The organism is Buttiauxella agrestis ATCC 33320 (assembly GCF_000735355.1).
Taxonomy (GTDB): Bacteria; Pseudomonadota; Gammaproteobacteria; order Enterobacterales; family Enterobacteriaceae; genus Buttiauxella; species Buttiauxella agrestis.
Genome location: NZ_JMPI01000029.1, coordinates 58,640 through 74,317, shown reverse-complemented (window position 1 = coordinate 74,317; position 15,678 = coordinate 58,640). Strand labels below are relative to the sequence as shown.

The 15,678-nt window shown below is 53.0% G+C and carries 15 protein-coding genes; 11 read left to right on the top strand and 4 right to left on the bottom strand.

Going from position 1 to position 15,678, the window contains the following annotated elements; genetic code table 11:
- The first annotated feature begins 19 nt into the window (after positions 1 to 19).
- Genes nfrB through GBAG_RS09760 form a run of 3 tightly spaced genes read left to right on the top strand, consistent with a single transcriptional unit; the run spans position 20 to position 5,645 of the window.
- Positions 20 to 2,245: a cyclic di-3',5'-guanylate-activated glycosyltransferase NfrB gene (nfrB, locus tag GBAG_RS09770; RefSeq protein ID WP_034495513.1), complete on the top strand. Its 2,226-nt coding sequence runs from the start codon at positions 20 to 22 to the stop codon at positions 2,243 to 2,245.
- Positions 2,242 to 4,779, top strand: a complete 2,538-nt coding sequence (locus GBAG_RS09765; RefSeq protein WP_034495510.1) for an NfrA family protein — start codon at positions 2,242 to 2,244, stop codon at positions 4,777 to 4,779. The genes nfrB and GBAG_RS09765 overlap by 4 nt, the downstream gene beginning before the upstream one ends.
- Entirely contained in the window at positions 4,779 to 5,645 is an 867-nt protein-coding gene (locus tag GBAG_RS09760) for a DUF4434 domain-containing protein (protein ID WP_034495508.1), read from the top strand. The genes GBAG_RS09765 and GBAG_RS09760 overlap by 1 nt, the downstream gene beginning before the upstream one ends.
- 75 nt (positions 5,646 to 5,720) lie before the next feature.
- Here the strand turns inward: GBAG_RS09760 and GBAG_RS22125 are convergent, their stop codons facing one another.
- The 3 genes from GBAG_RS22125 to GBAG_RS09750 are packed head-to-tail and all read right to left on the bottom strand — an operon-like array spanning position 5,721 to position 8,190.
- Positions 5,721 to 5,843: a DUF2474 domain-containing protein gene (locus GBAG_RS22125; protein ID WP_072011165.1), complete on the bottom strand. Its 123-nt coding sequence runs from the start codon at positions 5,841 to 5,843 to the stop codon at positions 5,721 to 5,723.
- Positions 5,843 to 6,856 (bottom strand): cytochrome d ubiquinol oxidase subunit II, encoded by a 1,014-nt coding sequence (gene cydB / locus GBAG_RS09755; RefSeq protein ID WP_034495506.1) that lies wholly within the window; start codon positions 6,854 to 6,856, stop codon positions 5,843 to 5,845. Before cydB ends, GBAG_RS22125 begins: the two co-directional genes overlap by 1 nt.
- Complete coding sequence (locus GBAG_RS09750; RefSeq protein ID WP_051873680.1) at positions 6,856 to 8,190, bottom strand: cytochrome ubiquinol oxidase subunit I; 1,335 nt, start codon at positions 8,188 to 8,190, stop codon at positions 6,856 to 6,858. The genes cydB and GBAG_RS09750 overlap by 1 nt, the downstream gene beginning before the upstream one ends.
- A gap of 149 nt (positions 8,191 to 8,339) precedes the next feature.
- Here GBAG_RS09750 and GBAG_RS09745 point away from each other — a divergent pair, with 149 nt between their 5' ends.
- The 4 genes from GBAG_RS09745 (at position 8,340) to GBAG_RS09730 (ending at position 10,952) form a co-directional block, all read left to right on the top strand.
- Complete coding sequence (locus tag GBAG_RS09745) at positions 8,340 to 9,752, top strand: aminotransferase-like domain-containing protein (protein WP_034495503.1); 1,413 nt, start codon at positions 8,340 to 8,342, stop codon at positions 9,750 to 9,752.
- Positions 9,753 to 9,754: 2 nt separating this feature from the next.
- On the top strand, positions 9,755 to 10,291 hold the full coding sequence (locus tag GBAG_RS09740) for a GNAT family N-acetyltransferase (RefSeq protein ID WP_034495501.1): 537 nt from the start codon (positions 9,755 to 9,757) through the stop codon (positions 10,289 to 10,291).
- 114 nt (positions 10,292 to 10,405) lie between these two features.
- Positions 10,406 to 10,651 carry a TA system antitoxin ParD family protein gene (locus tag GBAG_RS09735; RefSeq protein ID WP_034495706.1) on the top strand — a complete coding sequence of 82 codons (246 nt, stop codon included), beginning with the start codon at positions 10,406 to 10,408 and terminating at the stop codon, positions 10,649 to 10,651.
- Positions 10,611 to 10,952, top strand: a complete 342-nt coding sequence (locus tag GBAG_RS09730; protein ID WP_034495498.1) for a type II toxin-antitoxin system RelE/ParE family toxin — start codon at positions 10,611 to 10,613, stop codon at positions 10,950 to 10,952. Before GBAG_RS09735 ends, GBAG_RS09730 begins: the two co-directional genes overlap by 41 nt.
- Before the next feature lie 117 nt (positions 10,953 to 11,069).
- Here GBAG_RS09730 and GBAG_RS09725 read toward each other — a convergent pair whose 3' ends face one another.
- Positions 11,070 to 11,456, bottom strand: coding sequence for a VOC family protein (locus GBAG_RS09725; protein WP_034495494.1), 387 nt, complete (start codon positions 11,454 to 11,456; stop codon positions 11,070 to 11,072).
- A 292-nt stretch (positions 11,457 to 11,748) separates the two neighbouring features.
- On the opposite strand from GBAG_RS09725, the gene ydcS reads away from it, so the two are divergent.
- The 4 genes from ydcS to GBAG_RS09705 are packed head-to-tail and all read left to right on the top strand — an operon-like array spanning position 11,749 to position 15,676.
- Positions 11,749 to 12,894 (top strand): putative ABC transporter substrate-binding protein YdcS, encoded by a 1,146-nt coding sequence (gene ydcS, locus GBAG_RS09720; protein ID WP_034495492.1) that lies wholly within the window; start codon positions 11,749 to 11,751, stop codon positions 12,892 to 12,894.
- A 14-nt stretch (positions 12,895 to 12,908) separates the two neighbouring features.
- A complete protein-coding gene (locus GBAG_RS09715) occupies positions 12,909 to 13,934 on the top strand; it encodes an ABC transporter ATP-binding protein (protein ID WP_034495489.1) in 1,026 nt (341 codons plus the stop codon).
- Between the two features lie 7 nt (positions 13,935 to 13,941).
- Positions 13,942 to 14,880 carry an ABC transporter permease gene (locus tag GBAG_RS09710; protein ID WP_410372839.1) on the top strand — a complete coding sequence of 313 codons (939 nt, stop codon included), beginning with the start codon at positions 13,942 to 13,944 and terminating at the stop codon, positions 14,878 to 14,880.
- Positions 14,870 to 15,676 carry an ABC transporter permease gene (locus GBAG_RS09705; protein ID WP_034495484.1) on the top strand — a complete coding sequence of 269 codons (807 nt, stop codon included), beginning with the start codon at positions 14,870 to 14,872 and terminating at the stop codon, positions 15,674 to 15,676. Before GBAG_RS09710 ends, GBAG_RS09705 begins: the two co-directional genes overlap by 11 nt.
- The last annotated feature ends 2 nt before the right edge of the window (positions 15,677 to 15,678 follow it).

Sequence of the window (15,678 nt, the reverse complement as noted above, 5' to 3'; positions counted from 1 at the left end):
ATGACCTTTGGGGTAAAGAATGGACTGGTTTGTTGATTACTTTTCGACGTATTTATACGGTTTGAAAGTCATCGCTATTACTCTGGCAATTCTGATGTTAATCAGCGGAATTGATGACTTATTTATTGATATCGTCTATTGGGTTCGCCGCGTATGGCGCGCGATCACGGTATACCGCAGCAACGATCGTCTGGACTATAAAGCCCTTTATGAGCCGCAAGAAAAGGCGTTGGCAATTATGGTTCCCGCCTGGAATGAAACCGGCGTTATTGGTAACATGGCGAGCCTTGCCGCCAGTTCGCTGGACTACGAGAACTATCATATTTTTGTCGGCACTTATCCTAACGACCCGGATACACAACGCGATGTCGACGAAGTTTGCGCGCGTTTTCCGAACGTTCATAAAGTTGTCTGCGCCCGTCCAGGGCCCACCAGCAAAGCCGATTGTCTGAACAACATTCTTGATGCCATTTTGCAGTTCGAGCGCAGCGCGCGGTTTAACTTCTCCGGCTTTATCCTCCACGACGCGGAAGATGTTATCTCTCCGCTCGAGTTGCGTCTGTTCAACTATCTGGTCGATCGCAAAGACTTAATTCAGATCCCGGTTTATCCGTTTGAACGCAAATGGACACACTTCACCAGCCTCAGTTATCTCGATGAGTTTTCAGAACTCCACGGCAAAGATGTTCCAGTGCGCGAAGCGTTGGCAGGGCAGGTTCCCAGCGCGGGCGTAGGCACCTGTTTTAGCCGTCGCGCCGTGCTTGCATTATTGGCCGATGGGGATGGTATTGCGTTTGACGTGCAAAGTTTGACCGAAGACTACGACATCGGTTTCCGCTTGCGTCAAAAAGGCATGGAAGAGATTTTCTGCCGCTTCCCGGTGGTTGACGAAAACGACCGCTCCTCTAAACCCTTTTTACAGCGCGCCCGCACCGCCAATGTTATCTGCGTGCGTGAATATTTCCCGGACACCTTTGCCACCGCCGTGCGACAAAAATCGCGCTGGATTATCGGCATTGTTTTCCAGGGCTTTAAAACTCACCGCTGGAGCACCAGCCCTGTCCTTAACTATTTCCTGTGGCGCGACCGCAAAGGGGCGATTGCCAACTTCCTGAGCTTTGCCGCGATGCTGGTGATGTTACAGCTCGTCGCCATCATGATTTATCAGCGCAGCGTCGAAGGTGCCTGGCAGTTCCTGTCTATTTTTGTCGGCGGAGCGTGGCTGACGACATTGCTATGGATTAATTTCTTCCTGATGGCTAACCGCATCATTCAGCGCATGATTTTCGTCACGGCTTATTACGGCCTGGCGCAGGGCATGCTGGTGTTGCCGCGTTTGTTTTGGGGCAATCTGATTAACTTCATGGCGAACTGGCGGGCGATAAAACAGGTCATTCAACATGGCGATCCGCGCCGTGTGGCGTGGGATAAAACCACGCATGATTTCCCGACTGTCAGCGAACAGCGTTCGTCCCAACCGCTGGGTTATATTCTTGTCGACTCCGGTGTGATTACCCAGGCACAACTCGAAGAGGCATTACAAACACGCGTTCATGGCCTGAAACTGGGCGGCAGCATGGTGCATCAGGGGTTGATTACCGCGAAGCAACTGGCGGTGGCGCTTGCCAAACAGGCTGAAGTTCCGATGGAGTCGATTGACCCGCTGAGTCTGGAGCAGTCGCTGGTGCAAAGTATTGCGGCGAAGGTCGCGCACCATCATGCGGTGCTCCCGATACGCCTGGAAGGCGAAACAATGGTTTTGGCTTCTGAAAACACCATCGATCCCGTTTCGCTTGGCGCGCTGGCACGCAAAATTGGTCGCCCGGTGCGTTATGTGATTGTGCCGCGCGGGCAGGTGGTGGTTGGCCTGCGCTACTGGTTCGGTGACGATAAAACCCTCAAAGAAAAACGACTGCTGGACGGTGCGGTGCGCGAACAGCTTCTCACTCAGGAGCAGGCCGACGAGCTTTGGGACAAATATGTCTCCGGGCAACTGATGTTCGCCGAAGTGCTGACCAACGAATCGCATCTGAATGAAGCGGTGCTTCGCGCGGTGCTGCTGCGCTATGAACGTAGCGAGGTGATGTTTGGCGAATATCTGGTGCAGGAAGGGGTGGTTAGCCAGCACATTGTTGACCAGTCACTTGAGCAACAGCAGCAACTGCAACCAAGCATGAGCGCACTGCTGCAAAGTGTCGGTATTAGCGAATTGCAACAGGCTCGTCTGGCGGGGGAAGCGTTATGAATATCCGTTTAAACCCGCTGACGGCGCTGATTTGTGGTGTGTTACTCGCTTCTCCAGCCATGGCCGCACAAGAAGGATCTCGCCAGGATCTTGGCCTTAGCGATTACCGCTACTTCAAGGTGTATCCGCACATCGAGCGGGCGCAGAAAGCCCTGAAAGCCAATGATGAAACCCGGGCGTTGCGCAGTTTTGAACATGCACACCAGATGGCACCGGAAAGCTTACGTTTGACGTTGTGGCTCGCCGAAGCGTATCGCCATTTTGGTCACAATGATAAAGCGCAAGCGTTGCTGGAAAGTGAACTCAAAAAACACCCGCAAAATGCTGACTTACAGCGTGCGCTGGAGGCCATTCCCGTTCCGGCTCCAGACATTCACACCACAGAACAGTTGGTGGCGCTACAAAAGCAATGCGATGCCACGCCAACGGTGCATTGCCACAGTGAGGTGGGCAATTATGCTATCAAGCTCAACCAGTTAGACATTGCGCGTGCGCAGCTAACGGATGCGAAATTCCGCCACACCAAAGAAGGTTTAGTCCTGGCGGACAACTACACGCAGCGGGCGATATTCCTGCAACAGTGGGCCGCTGCGGATCAGGGTTTTGCGCTGCTTGATGGCGTGGCCACGCTCACTGACTCGCAGTATCAGCAATGGTTCGCCATCTTGCTGCATATGCAGCGCGACCAGCGGATTCTGGACTTGCAAAGTCAGGGCGTGATGAACACGGCAGGTATGCAGCTTGCGTATGCGCAATCGCTGGCTGAACGCCAGGCGCTGGGGCCGCTGCGCCGCTATTTGGCTAACCGTAAACCGGAGTTTTCGACACCCGCGGAAGAGCACAACTGGATGCGATTGCTGGCAACTTACAGCCAGCAACCCGGCAATGCCGTCGCTAACTGGCCGGTGAAGTACGCGGAAAACAAAAAGTACGTGTTATCCACCCTGGTGCCTATTCGCATTCAACAAGGCGACTGGCAAGGTGCGAACCAACTGCTCAACACCTTTCCTGAAAGCCAGGTGCTCGATCAGCGCCTGGCGTTAAGTCTGGCGCAGAAAGATACGCCATCCAGCCTGCGGTTGCTCAATCAAATCAACCTGACGCGCGGATTAACAGCCCAGGAACTGGGCACCTTAAGCTATCAGCTTGCGGCGCACCCGGAATGGATGAACGCCGAAAACAAAGCCCGGCTGGCAAAACCCTTGCCGACACCTGCGCAACGTATGGCGCAGGCGCGCCTGTTCCAGGGCAAAGAAGATTGCACCATCGTGCGTGATTTATTGGGCGATTTGTCGCCGCAGTATGACGCCGAAAGCTGGTCGCATCTGGCGCAGTGTTATCCGTGGCAACCAGGCCTTGCGTTATACGCCGCCCAGCAGGCCGCCGCGCGAGACTCGTCGCCATATTATCAGCGCCAGGTGGGATATCTGGCCTACAGCGCGGAAGATTACCCGCTGGCGCAAGCGCACGGGGTCGTCGCTCCACAGGCTAGTGCGGCGGAGCCCGACGACGCCTCCCGTGGATTTGCCCTGGCCGCACAAGGCAAACATCAAGAAGCCCGTGACGCACTGGAAAAAGCGCGTAAGGCACAGCCAGACTCACCAGAAATTCTGCGTCAACTGGTGTTTCTCAATGAACACCTCGACGATAAACCAAAGACGAAGCAGTACAGCGAGCGCGTGGTGGACGACATAGATAACACCCTTACGCCACAGCAATCCCTGAGCGACAAACAGCAAGAAGACCGTTTTGCCTTCCGCCGTATTCACGAGGACAGCCAACGCCGCTGGACGTTTAGCTACGACGGCTCATTTGGTTTAACGCCCGACTCGCTAAACAGCGGCGGCAGTAATAACGGTGTTCAGCAAAATAAAAGCTATCGCAGCTACCAGCAATTTGAGGCGGAATACCGCATCGGTAAGAACAAAATACTCGACGGCGACCAGCTCTCTGTTTACAGCCGGGTGTTTGCAGGCAGCAAAGACAATAACTTTGTGCCGGTGGATGAGCCAATGCTTGGAATTGGTGTGCGCTGGAAACCGCTGCGCGACCAGGTCATTTATCTGGCCGCCGAGCAGCAAATCCCGCTCGACCACCACCATGGCGAAGCGGATCTGATGTTACGGGCCAGCGCTTCATTCTTTAACGGCGGGAAATTCAGCGATGACTGGCATCCCACCGGCAATGGCTGGATGGCGCAAAATCTGTATCTGGATGCGGCGCATTTCGTTAAAGCAGATTATCAGATCTACACCGCGGATTACCGCATGAGCTGGCACCAGAAAATCAACCACAAACAAACGCTCGAGCCTTACTGGCACGCGCAGTACAACGCCAGCACCGACACGCCATATCGTGATAACACCCTTGGCGGCGTAGGGGTGCGGCTGAATACCTGGTTTGGTGAATCGCATTACAGTGCCTTCCCGCACAAAGTCAGCGTGGGCCTGGAATATCAACGTGCGTTCTCAGGTCACAATCGCGACACTGATTCCAAAAACAGTCTTTTCCTGACGTTAGGAGCACGCTGGTAATGAAGAAAATCCTGTTAACTACGCTGTTGCTCGTCACACCGCTGGCAAATGCAATGAATGCGGTGATGTATCAACCCCAGTTGCGTGATACCACGGTTTCTGACGCCCAATGGCAAAGCGTGTTAAACAAACTAAAAGGGCAGGGAATCGACACCTTAGTGTTGCAGTGGACGCGCTATGACGATGCGTTCCGCGAAGGAGATTCTCGCGCCTGGCTTGAGCATAAAGCGCAACTCACGACCGCAAGTGGTCTGAAACTGGTCATCGGCCTCGCGGCGGACGGGCAGTTTTTCGAACGCCAACTGCAGCCGCTTCCGGCACTGGAAAACTATCTCAACCTTTTACGTGCCGATGACGTATCGGTGGCGAAACGTTGGGTAGAAGTGCTGGGCAAAAATGCGATTGCAGGCTGGTACATCAGTAGCGAACTCGATGACCGGCGTTGGCGCGAACCCCAAATGCAGCAAGCGGCACAAGACTGGCTGAACAAAACCCGGCTGTCTTTGGCGGCGGTTGCGGATAAGCCGGTTGCGGTAAGCAGCTTTTTTGCCGGAAATATGACGCCTGATTCCTACAGCAAATGGGTGACGACACTCAGTCTGAGCGGCGTAAAAGTGTGGGTGCAGGATGGGGCAGGAACGCAGATGCTGAATGAAGCCGAACGCTCGCTTTACCTGAAAGCGCCGTCAGCCGGGAAGGTGATTGAACTCTTCCGCCAGGACAAACAGGCGAAAGTGTTCAAAGCGACACCCGCTCCCGCGCAATATCAGGAAAAGTGGCTGGCAACGCCTGTCCCGCCGGGGCAGGACAGAATCTACTTCTCATTACGTTATATGAATGCGGCCAGCGGTGTGCTGGCCTTGTAACGGGGATATTATCGGATGACGTCCTTGTAGGGGGGATAAGCGTTAGCGTCATCCACCATTTCCCTCACACAGATATCAGGATTTAAATCCGGCGGCGGTCATCAGCAGCCGGAACCCCATTCCCACGGCGGCCAGGGTTAAAACACTGCCGCCCCATAGCACCACCAACCACACCATTCGAGTTGCCGTTTGTTTCATCAGTGATACCCCTCACCATGCTGTACTTTTCCGCGGAAAACGTAATAACTCCAGAAGGTATAAACCAATATGATCGGGATGATAAACAGCGCGCCGACCAGCATAAAACCCTGACTTTGTGGCGGAGCCGCGGCTTGCCAAAGCGTAATAGACGGTGGAATAAGATACGGCCAGATACTGATGCCTAATCCGCTAAATCCTAAGAAAATCAGCGCCAGCGTCAGCAAAAAAGGCGTGCTGTGCCAGCTTTGCTCAGACCCCACGGCTTTCCATAACCAGATGCTACACAGCACAACCAACAGCGGAACTGGCAGCAGGAAATAAAGGTTCGGCAGACTAAACCAGCGACTGGCAATTTGTGGATGCGCAAGCGGCGTCCACAGGCTAATGACTGCAATAATCAGCAGCATAACCATCAGCAGCGGTTTGACGATTTTACGCATTACTTTCAGCAGTGGATCTTCGCTCTTCATCACCAGCCAGCTTGCGCCCAATAGTGCATAAGCCACGATGAGCCCGACTCCGCAGAACAGATTAAACGGTGTGATCCAGTCGAGCTGCGAACCGCTAAACGCGCGTCCGCTCACCGGGAAGCCGGAAATCACCGCTCCGACGACCACGCCCTGGCAAAACGTCGCCACGATCGATCCACCAATAAATGCTTTATCCCAGAAGGGACGGTGCGCGGGTGTCGCTTTAAAGCGGAACTCAAATGCCACCCCACGGAAAATAAGCCCGAGCAGCATGACCGTCAGCGGAATCGTCAACGCATCAATAATCACGGCGTAGGCGAGGGGAAACGCGCCGAACAGCGCCGCTCCACCCAACACCAGCCAGGTTTCGTTGCCGTCCCACACCGGTGCGACACTGTTGACCATCACGTCCCGGTCTTGTGCGTCGCGCACAAACGGAAACAGAATGCCGATGCCGAGATCAAAGCCATCCATCACGATATACATCAACGTGGCGAATACGATAATCACAAACCAGATAACGGATAAATCGACGCCCATTAGTGTGTCTCCTCAAACGGCTGCGGCCCTTTCTTAATCTGCTTGATCATGTAGCTGTAACCCACGCCAAATACCGACATGTACACCACAAAGAAGGTCAGCAGGCTGATGCTCATCTGCAAATTGCCGTGTGCCGAAACCGCGTCTTTGGTGCGCAACAAGCCATAAACCACCCACGGCTGGCGACCCACTTCGGTTGTTACCCAACCGGCGAGAATGGCGATAAGCCCGGACGGCCCCATCCACAGCATAAAGCGCAGGAACGTGCGGCTTTCATATAAACGATGGCGATAGCGCAGCCACAAACTGAACACGCCAGCCAGAATCATCAACATGCCCAGCCCCGCCATAATGCGGAATGACCAGAACACGATGGTGGAATTTGGGCGATCTTCTTTTGGGAACTCTTTTAACGCCGGAACTTGTTTATCCAGGCTGTGAGTCAGAATCAGGCTGCCGAGTGCCGGGATTTCCAGCCCGTAACGCGTGCGCTCTTGTTCCATATCCGGCCAGCCAAACAGCAACAGCGGTGTCGGTTCGCCCGGCACGTTTTCCCAATGACCTTCAATCGCAGCTATTTTTGCGGGCTGATGTTTTAAGGTATTCAGACCATGCATATCCCCAATCATCGCCTGTAGCGGGGCGACGATTAATGCCATCCACAGCGCCATCGAAAACATGGTTTTGATGGCTGGCGTTTTGTTGCCTTTCAACAAATGCCAGGCCGCCGACGCCCCGACAAAAAAAGCACTACTGAGAAACGCCGCCACCGACATATGCAGCAGTCGGTATGGGAAGGACGGATTAAACACCACGGCAAACCAGTCAACCGGCACCACTTGTCCGTTGTGAATTTCAAACCCTTGCGGTGTTTGCATCCAGCTGTTGGACGCCAGGATCCAGAACGTGGAAATAAGCGTACCTAACGCCACCATACAGGTGGCAAAGAAGTGCAGGCCAGGGCCGACGCGCTTCCAGCCAAATAGCATTACGCCAAGAAACCCGGCTTCAAGGAAGAATGCCGTCAGTACTTCATAAGTCAGCAGCGGCCCGGTGATACTGCCCGCAAACTGCGAAAAACCGCTCCAGTTGGTCCCGAACTGATAGGCCATTACCAGCCCGGACACCACCCCCATGCCAAAGTTGACCGCAAAAATCTTCGACCAGAAATCGTAAAGCGAACGGTAAACAGGTTTTTTAGATTTGAGCCACAATCCTTCAAGCACCGCCAGATAACTGGCAAGCCCGATGGTGATGGCGGGGAAAATAATGTGGAAGGAAACAGTAAACGCAAACTGAATTCTTGCCAGATGAAAAGCGTCTAAACCAAACATGCGCAACCTCATAGCACAATAACTTCAAGGCTATGTTAGGGCTTTGGGAAGGGAATAATCAGAAACAGAAAGGTGATATTTATCTATAACAGTTGGCACATTTAGCGTATTTTTATCTAACTGTTATAGAGCGTGGTATCACCAACACAATGAAAAAATACCAGCAACTTGCCCAGCTTATTATTGACCAGATTGCGCTTGGCGCCTGGCTTGCGGGAGACAAACTCCCTTCACTGCGTGAGCAAGTCGCGCTGAGCGGCATGAGTTTTATGACCGTCAGCCATGCTTACCAGACGCTTGAAAGCCAGGGCGTGATTGTAGCGAGGCCGCAATCGGGTTATTACGTAGCTTCCCGCCCAGCGGCACGCAACACGCTGGCCCCGGTAAAAGTGACGCGCGACGAAGCGGTGGACATCAATACCTATATTTTTGATGTGCTGCAGGCGAGTTGTGATGCCAGCGTGGTGCCGTTTGGTTCCGCATTTCCCGACCCGCGTTTATTCCCGCTACAACAGCTTAATCGCTCGCTGGCGACCGTCAGTAAAACCGCCACGGCCATGAGCGTCATTGAGAACCTGCCTCCGGGGAATGAAGCGTTGCGCCACGCCATTGCGCGGCGTTATGCGCAGCAGGGAATGCAGGTTTCGCCGGATGAAATTGTCATCACGGCAGGCGCGCTCGAAGCGTTAAACCTCAGTCTGCAAGCTGTTACCGAACCGGGCGATTGGGTGATTGTAGAAAACCCATGTTTTTATGGTGCATTACAGGCGCTGGAGCGTCTGCGCTTAAAGGCGTTGTCGGTCGCCACCGATCCCATAAACGGCATTGATCTTACCGCGCTAAAACAGGCTCTTAACGATTACCCGGTGAAAGCCTGCTGGCTGATGACCAACAGTCAAAATCCGCTCGGCGTGACACTGTCACCTGAAAAGAAACAACAGTTAGTTGAATTGCTGCAACAACATAACGTGACGCTGATAGAAGATGATGTTTACAGCGAGTTGTATTACGGGCGCGAGCGCCCCTTACCGGCTCGCGCGTATGACGAAAAGGGCATTACGCTACATTGTTCATCGTTCTCAAAATGTCTGGTTGCCGGGTTCCGTATTGGTTGGGTGGCGGCGGGGAAACATGCCCGTCGCATTCAGCAACTCCAGTTAATGAGCACGCTTTCGACCAGCTCACCGATGCAACTGGCACTGGTTGATTACCTGGCGACCAAACGTTATGACACCCATTTGCGCAAATTACGGCGCATTCTTGCGGAGCGCAAACAGCAAACCTGGCAGGCATTGCATCAGCATTTCCCCGCTGGGGTGAAAATTCACCACAGCGAAAGCGGTTACTTTTTGTGGATTGAATTGCCGCAATATATGGATGCCAGCATCCTGAGCGAACAGGCGATTGCACAAAAAATCAGTATCGCTCCGGGGAAAATGTTTACGACCGGAGGCGCCTGGCATAATTATTTCCGTCTGAACGCGTCATGGGCTTTGGGCGAACGTGAGCGACATGCCGTGTTAACCCTGGCAAATTTAATCAGACAAAACATTAAGGAGTGAACATGGAATACCACACCGAGCGCCTGATTTTACGCCGCTGGAAGCAAAGTGACCGTGAGCCTTTTGCTGCGTTAAATGCCAATCCAGAAGTGATGCGCTATTTCCCCAGCACGCGCACTCGCGAAGAAAGCGACAAAATGGTCAACGCCGTTGAGCAAATAATCGCCGAGAAAGGCTGGGGTTTGTGGGCGGTTGAAGAAAAGAGTAGCGGGGAATTTATCGGTTTTGTCGGGTTAAATATTCCCGGCTATGAATTGCCTTTTTCGCCGGTAATTGAAATTGGCTGGCGCCTGGATAAACCCTTTTGGGGTAAAGGCTATGCGCCTGAAGCGGCAATAAAAGCGCTGGAAATTGGTTTTGAACAGTTTGGCATGAAAGAAATTGTCGCGTTTACCGCGCTGGAAAACTTACCGTCACAACGGGTAATGGAAAAAATCGGCATGACACGCTGCGAGGAATTTGATCACCCAATGCTGGCAGAACATCACCCTTTGAGGCGTCATATTCTTTACCGAATTTCGCACCCAAAAGCCGGTTAAAAAATAGTTCTTGAACCCATCTCGCAAATTTGCGACATTTTGTCGCGTCGCACGAAAAGATGAGCGTAAACTTATTCACAACTGAAGGTCACAAGGAGGTGATGGAGTATGAACATGGCTATTAGCATACGGTTAGATGACCAGTTTGTAGCGGATGTCAAAATTCACGCCGACGCCTGCAGCCGGAGCGTGCCAAAGCAAATAGAGTACTGGGCGAAGATTGGGCAAATCGTTGAAGATAACCCTGATTTACCTTACAGCTTTATTAAAGAAACGATGCTGGCGCAAAGCGAAATGGAAAATGGCAGAGTGCAAAAATATGTCCGCAGAACGAAACGGCAAACCCCTGACGGTGTATGAAACCGCGCGTTTTGGAAAGGCTCTGGAGAAACTACCAGAAACCTTCCTGGCGCAAGTGGAAGACGAAATTGAAAAGGTGATTGCCGAGCCGGAAATTGGCGAGCGTAAAAATGGCGATCTCAGCTATTTACGGGTGCATAAATTCCGACTTAATAACCAGCAAGCATTGCTGGGTTATAGCTGGCAGAACGCCCGCTTAGAACTCTATTTACTGAGCCTGGGTGCCCATGAGAATTTCTATGAAATGCTCAAGCGCCAGCGCAATGCAGACTTGCGCTTAATCGAAACCCAAAGCCGTTAACCGGCTCTGGTTTTGTCGGATGACGCTGCGCTTATCCGACCTACAAGTGCATGGTTTTGTAGAGTGGATAAGCGTTAGCGTCATCCACCAATTGAACCAGTTTGTATCAGTCTCAAATCACGAAGTGATTTCAATCAGATTACCGTCGGGGTCGGAAATCACGGCTTCGTAATAACCATCACCCGTCCAGCGTGCTTCATGGACTAAAGCCCCCAAAGGTTTGAGGCTGGCGACCATCGTATCCACCGCTTCAACGGTGCCAAGGCTTATGGCGATATGGGCCCAACCGGTGCGGTTATCTTCACGGGGTGGTTTATCCACCAGCCCTGGCAACGTCATCAACTCCAGCGCAGGCCCATTTTCCAGCGTCACAAAATGGGAGATAAAACCTTCGCGGCGTTTAGAGTGATAAGCCTCGCCAATATGTGCTTTAAAATGCAGACGCCAGAATGTACAAGCCTCTTCAAGTTTATTCGTCCACAGCGCGATATGTGCAACCTGCATTTATTCTCTCCATCCATATGAAATTTCGATAATTAAGAAAACCAGTGGCGTACTTTCATCGCCTCGCTTACATCTATCTACACTTTATAAATCATCCAGTTATCTTACCCCGGAAGAAATATCAGGGGCGCGTTTTACTGCGCTGTGTATCACATCCTGATGAAATTTCCTCTTGCCGCCATGCTTGCCATATAGCCGCAGACTATTGTTTTTATACGGGGATTTTTTTGCTCTTTCGGCACTGATTTTTAGCTTGCGTGCCGCCTTTATCTTTCAGACAGGAGTAGCAGCAATGCGTACAAAACAGACTATATGGACTCTTTCAGCCCTCTGTTTGACCGTGCTCTCTGCACAGGCGGCGGGGCTTCCGGACAAAATCGGTGCTGGCGAAGGGCAGCTCGATATCATCGCCTGGCCGGGTTATATCGAACGCGGTGATACTGATAAAGCCTACAACTGGGTGACGGATTTCGAAAAAGAAACGGGCTGTAAGGTCAACGTGAAAACAGCGGCCACTTCCGATGAGATGGTTAGCCTGATGGCGAAGGGGGGTTATGACCTCGTCACCGCGTCGGGCGATGCGTCCCTGCGTCTGATTATGGGTAAACGTGTGCAGCCGATAAACACGGCGCTGATCCCAAACTGGAAAAACGTCGATCCGCGTCTGGTGAAAGGATCGTGGTTTAACGTTGACGGCAAAGTCTATGGCACGCCGTATCAGTGGGGGCCAAACCTGCTGATGTACAACACCAAAACTTTCCCGACGCCGCCGGATAGCTGGAGCGTGGTGTTTGTGGAACAAAATTTACCGGATGGCAAAACTAATCAGGGCCGTGTGCAGGCTTACGATGGGCCTATTTACATCGCCGATGCCGCGCTGTTTGTTAAAGCTACACAGCCGCAACTGGGCATTACCGACCCGTACCAACTCACCGAAGAACAATATTCCGCAGTGTTGAAAGTGTTGCGCGACCAACACGGCCTGATTCACCGCTACTGGCATGACACCACCGTTCAAATGAGCGACTTCAAAAACGAAGGCGTGGTGGCCTCAAGCGCATGGCCGTATCAGGCTAACGCACTGAAAGGTGAAGGTCAGCCGATTGCCACCGTATTCCCGAAAGAAGGTGTCACCGGTTGGGCGGACACCACTATGTTGCATGCTGATGCTAAACATATGAATTGCGCATACAAATGGATGGATCACTCGCTAAAAGCGAAAGTTCAGGGTGATGTCGCGGCCTGGTTTGGTTCGCTCCCGGCAGTGGCTGAAGGATGTAAAGCCAGCACATTGCTTGGCGATAAAGGCTGTGAAACCAACGGCTATAACTACTTCGATAAGATTGTGTTCTGGAAAACTCCGGTCGCCGAAGGCGGTAAATTCGTGCCGTACAGCCGCTGGACTCAGGATTACATCGCGATTATGGGTGGCCGTTAAGTCCTGGAGGAGTTATGCCGTACGCTGTGCAGTTCAAAAACGTCTCGCGCCTTTATGGTGATGTACGAGCCGTCGATAACGTCTCGATTGATATCGAAGACGGGGAGTTTTTCTCGATGCTCGGGCCATCTGGCTCGGGCAAAACCACCTGCTTGCGGCTGATTGCGGGCTTTGAGCAGGTGACATCCGGGGAAATCGCCATTTTTGGCAAACCGGCACAAGACGTGCCGCCTTATCAGCGCGATGTGAATACGGTCTTTCAGGATTACGCATTATTCCCACACATGACGGTGCTGGAAAACGTTGCTTACGGCTTGATGGTAAAGGGTGTCGATAAAAAGACCCGCCTTGCCAAAGCACAGGAAGCACTAGAGCGCGTGGCGCTGGGATTTGTTCACGCCCGTAAACCCTCGCAGCTTTCTGGTGGCCAGCGTCAGCGTGTGGCGCTGGCTCGCGCTTTAGTCAATCGTCCACGCGTTTTGCTGCTGGATGAACCGTTGGGCGCACTCGATCTCAAACTGCGTGAGCAAATGCAGGGCGAACTGAAAAAGCTCCAGCGCGAATTGGGCATCACGTTTATTTTCGTCACCCACGACCAGAGCGAAGCACTGTCGATGTCTGACCGCGTTGCGGTATTCAATAACGGTCGCATCGAACAGGTCGATACTCCGCGCCAGCTCTATATGCAGCCACGCACCGCCTTTGTGGCGAGTTTTGTCGGCACTTCAAACGTCTTGCAACCGGCGCTTTCCGGCAAAGTGTGCGGCGAGGAAGGGCTGTTTTCCCTGCGCCCTGAACATATCGTTCTTCATGATGAACCGGTTAGCAGCGGTGAAATCCGGGTGAGCGGTCTGATCCAGGAAATTCACTATCAGGGTGCAGCAACACGGCTTGAACTGCGCCTGGCAGACGGCGAAAAACTGCTGGTCAGCGAGGCGAATCCGCAACGCATTATCAGCGAAGAACGCTATCAAATCGGGCAGCAAGTTACTGCAGTCTGGCCCCGTGCTGCGATGGTTCCGTTGCAGGGGGAAGGATGAAATGGATATGAGTCTTCCCGCGTCCCATCCTGACAACCGCCTGATGCGGCGTGTCGCCACGTTTTTGTGGCAACGCCCTGGGTTCTGGCTGGCGTTGTTATTGCTGCCGCCATTGCTTTGGTTCGGCGTTATTTATCTTGGTTCGCTGTTAACGCTGCTGTGGCAGGGGTTTTACACCTTCGATGATTTCACCATGTCGGTCACGCCGGACCTGACTTTTGCCAACATCGCCGCGCTGTTTAACCCGGCGAACTACGACATTATTTTGCGCACGCTGACCATGGCAGTAGCCGTCACGCTCGCCAGCGCCGTATTAGCGTTCCCGATGGCCTATTTTATGGCGCGTTATACCTCGGGCAAACTCAAAGCATTTTTCTACATCGCCGTGATGCTGCCGATGTGGGCGAGCTACATCGTTAAGGCTTACGCCTGGACGCTGTTGCTGTCTCGTGATGGCGTGGCGCAGTGGTTCCTTAATCATATGGGGTTGGAACCGCTATTAAACCTGATGCTGACGATTCCGGCAGTAGGCGGTAACACGCTGTCAACCTCCGGTTTTGGGCGTTTTCTGGTGTTTCTCTACATCTGGCTGCCGTTCATGATCTTGCCGATTCAGGCCGCTCTTGAGCGTTTGCCGCCGTCATTGTTACAGGCATCTGCTGATTTGGGTGCTCGCCCAACACAAACCTTCCGCCATGTAATTTTGCCGCTGGCGATCCCCGGCGTGGCAGCCGGCTCAGTGTTTACGTTCTCACTGACGCTGGGTGATTTTATCGTGCCGCAACTGGTTGGCCCGCCAGGGTATTTCATCGGCAACATGGTCTACTCTCAACAAGGTGCGATTGGCAATATGCCGATGGCGGCGGCTTTTACGCTGGTGCCCATCGTGCTGATTGCGATTTATCTCTTACTGGTGAAACGACTGGGGGCTTTCGATGCACTCTGAACGCGCTCCATTATTGTTGAAAATCGCCGCCTGGGGCGGGGTGATTTTCCTGCATTTCCCGCTGGTGATTATCGCGCTGTATGCGTTTAACACCGAAGAGGCGGCATTCAGTTTCCCGCCCAAAGGGCTGACGCTGCACTGGTTCAGTGTGGCGGCATCGCGTGGCGATATTCTTGATGCGGTGACGTTGTCACTTAAAATTGCCGCGCTGGCAACAGGACTTGCTTTGATTCTTGGCACGCTGGCGGCTGCGGCGCTGTGGCGGCGGGAATTCTTCGGCAAAAACGCCATCTCTTTATTGCTGCTGTTACCCATTGCTTTGCCGGGGATTATCACCGGGCTGGCGCTGTTAACGGCCTTTAAGATAATGAATTTTGAGCCGGGATTTTTCACGATAGTGGTCGGGCACGCGACGTTCTGCGTGGTGATCGTCTTTAATAACGTCATCGCCCGTTTTCGCCGCACCTCGTATAGCCTGATTGAAGCGTCGATGGATTTAGGGGCCGATGGCTGGCAGACCTTCCGCTACGTCATTTTGCCCAATTTAGGTTCGGCGTTACTCGCCGGGGGCATGCTGGCGTTTGCGCTCTCGTTTGATGAAATTATTGTCACCACCTTTACTGCCGGGCATGAACGTACATTGCCGCTGTGGCTGCTCAACCAACTGGGCCGCCCGCGTGAAGTACCGGTGACAAATGTCGTGGCGTTAATGGTGATGCTGATGACCACCATTCCGATTTTAGGGGCGTACTGGCTGAGCCGTGGCGGAGATGAAGTCGCGGGCAGCGGTAAATAACG

Excerpts from the sequence above, each read along its gene's own strand:
- nfrB (WP_034495513.1), top strand. The coding sequence starts at position 20 with ATGGACTGGTTTGTTGATTACTTTTCGACGTATTTATACGGTTTGAAA.
- GBAG_RS09765 (WP_034495510.1), top strand. The coding sequence starts at position 2,242 with ATGAATATCCGTTTAAACCCGCTGACGGCGCTGATTTGTGGTGTGTTA.
- GBAG_RS09760 (WP_034495508.1), top strand. The coding sequence starts at position 4,779 with ATGAAGAAAATCCTGTTAACTACGCTGTTGCTCGTCACACCGCTGGCA.
- GBAG_RS22125 (WP_072011165.1), bottom strand. The coding sequence starts at position 5,843 with ATGAAACAAACGGCAACTCGAATGGTGTGGTTGGTGGTGCTATGGGGC.
- cydB (WP_034495506.1), bottom strand. The coding sequence starts at position 6,856 with ATGGGCGTCGATTTATCCGTTATCTGGTTTGTGATTATCGTATTCGCC.
- GBAG_RS09750 (WP_051873680.1), bottom strand. The coding sequence starts at position 8,190 with ATGTTTGGTTTAGACGCTTTTCATCTGGCAAGAATTCAGTTTGCGTTT.
- GBAG_RS09745 (WP_034495503.1), top strand. The coding sequence starts at position 8,340 with ATGAAAAAATACCAGCAACTTGCCCAGCTTATTATTGACCAGATTGCG.
- GBAG_RS09740 (WP_034495501.1), top strand. The coding sequence starts at position 9,755 with ATGGAATACCACACCGAGCGCCTGATTTTACGCCGCTGGAAGCAAAGT.
- GBAG_RS09735 (WP_034495706.1), top strand. The coding sequence starts at position 10,406 with ATGGCTATTAGCATACGGTTAGATGACCAGTTTGTAGCGGATGTCAAA.
- GBAG_RS09730 (WP_034495498.1), top strand. The coding sequence starts at position 10,611 with ATGTCCGCAGAACGAAACGGCAAACCCCTGACGGTGTATGAAACCGCG.
- GBAG_RS09725 (WP_034495494.1), bottom strand. The coding sequence starts at position 11,456 with ATGCAGGTTGCACATATCGCGCTGTGGACGAATAAACTTGAAGAGGCT.
- ydcS (WP_034495492.1), top strand. The coding sequence starts at position 11,749 with ATGCGTACAAAACAGACTATATGGACTCTTTCAGCCCTCTGTTTGACC.
- GBAG_RS09715 (WP_034495489.1), top strand. The coding sequence starts at position 12,909 with ATGCCGTACGCTGTGCAGTTCAAAAACGTCTCGCGCCTTTATGGTGAT.
- GBAG_RS09710 (WP_410372839.1), top strand. The coding sequence starts at position 13,942 with ATGAGTCTTCCCGCGTCCCATCCTGACAACCGCCTGATGCGGCGTGTC.
- GBAG_RS09705 (WP_034495484.1), top strand. The coding sequence starts at position 14,870 with ATGCACTCTGAACGCGCTCCATTATTGTTGAAAATCGCCGCCTGGGGC.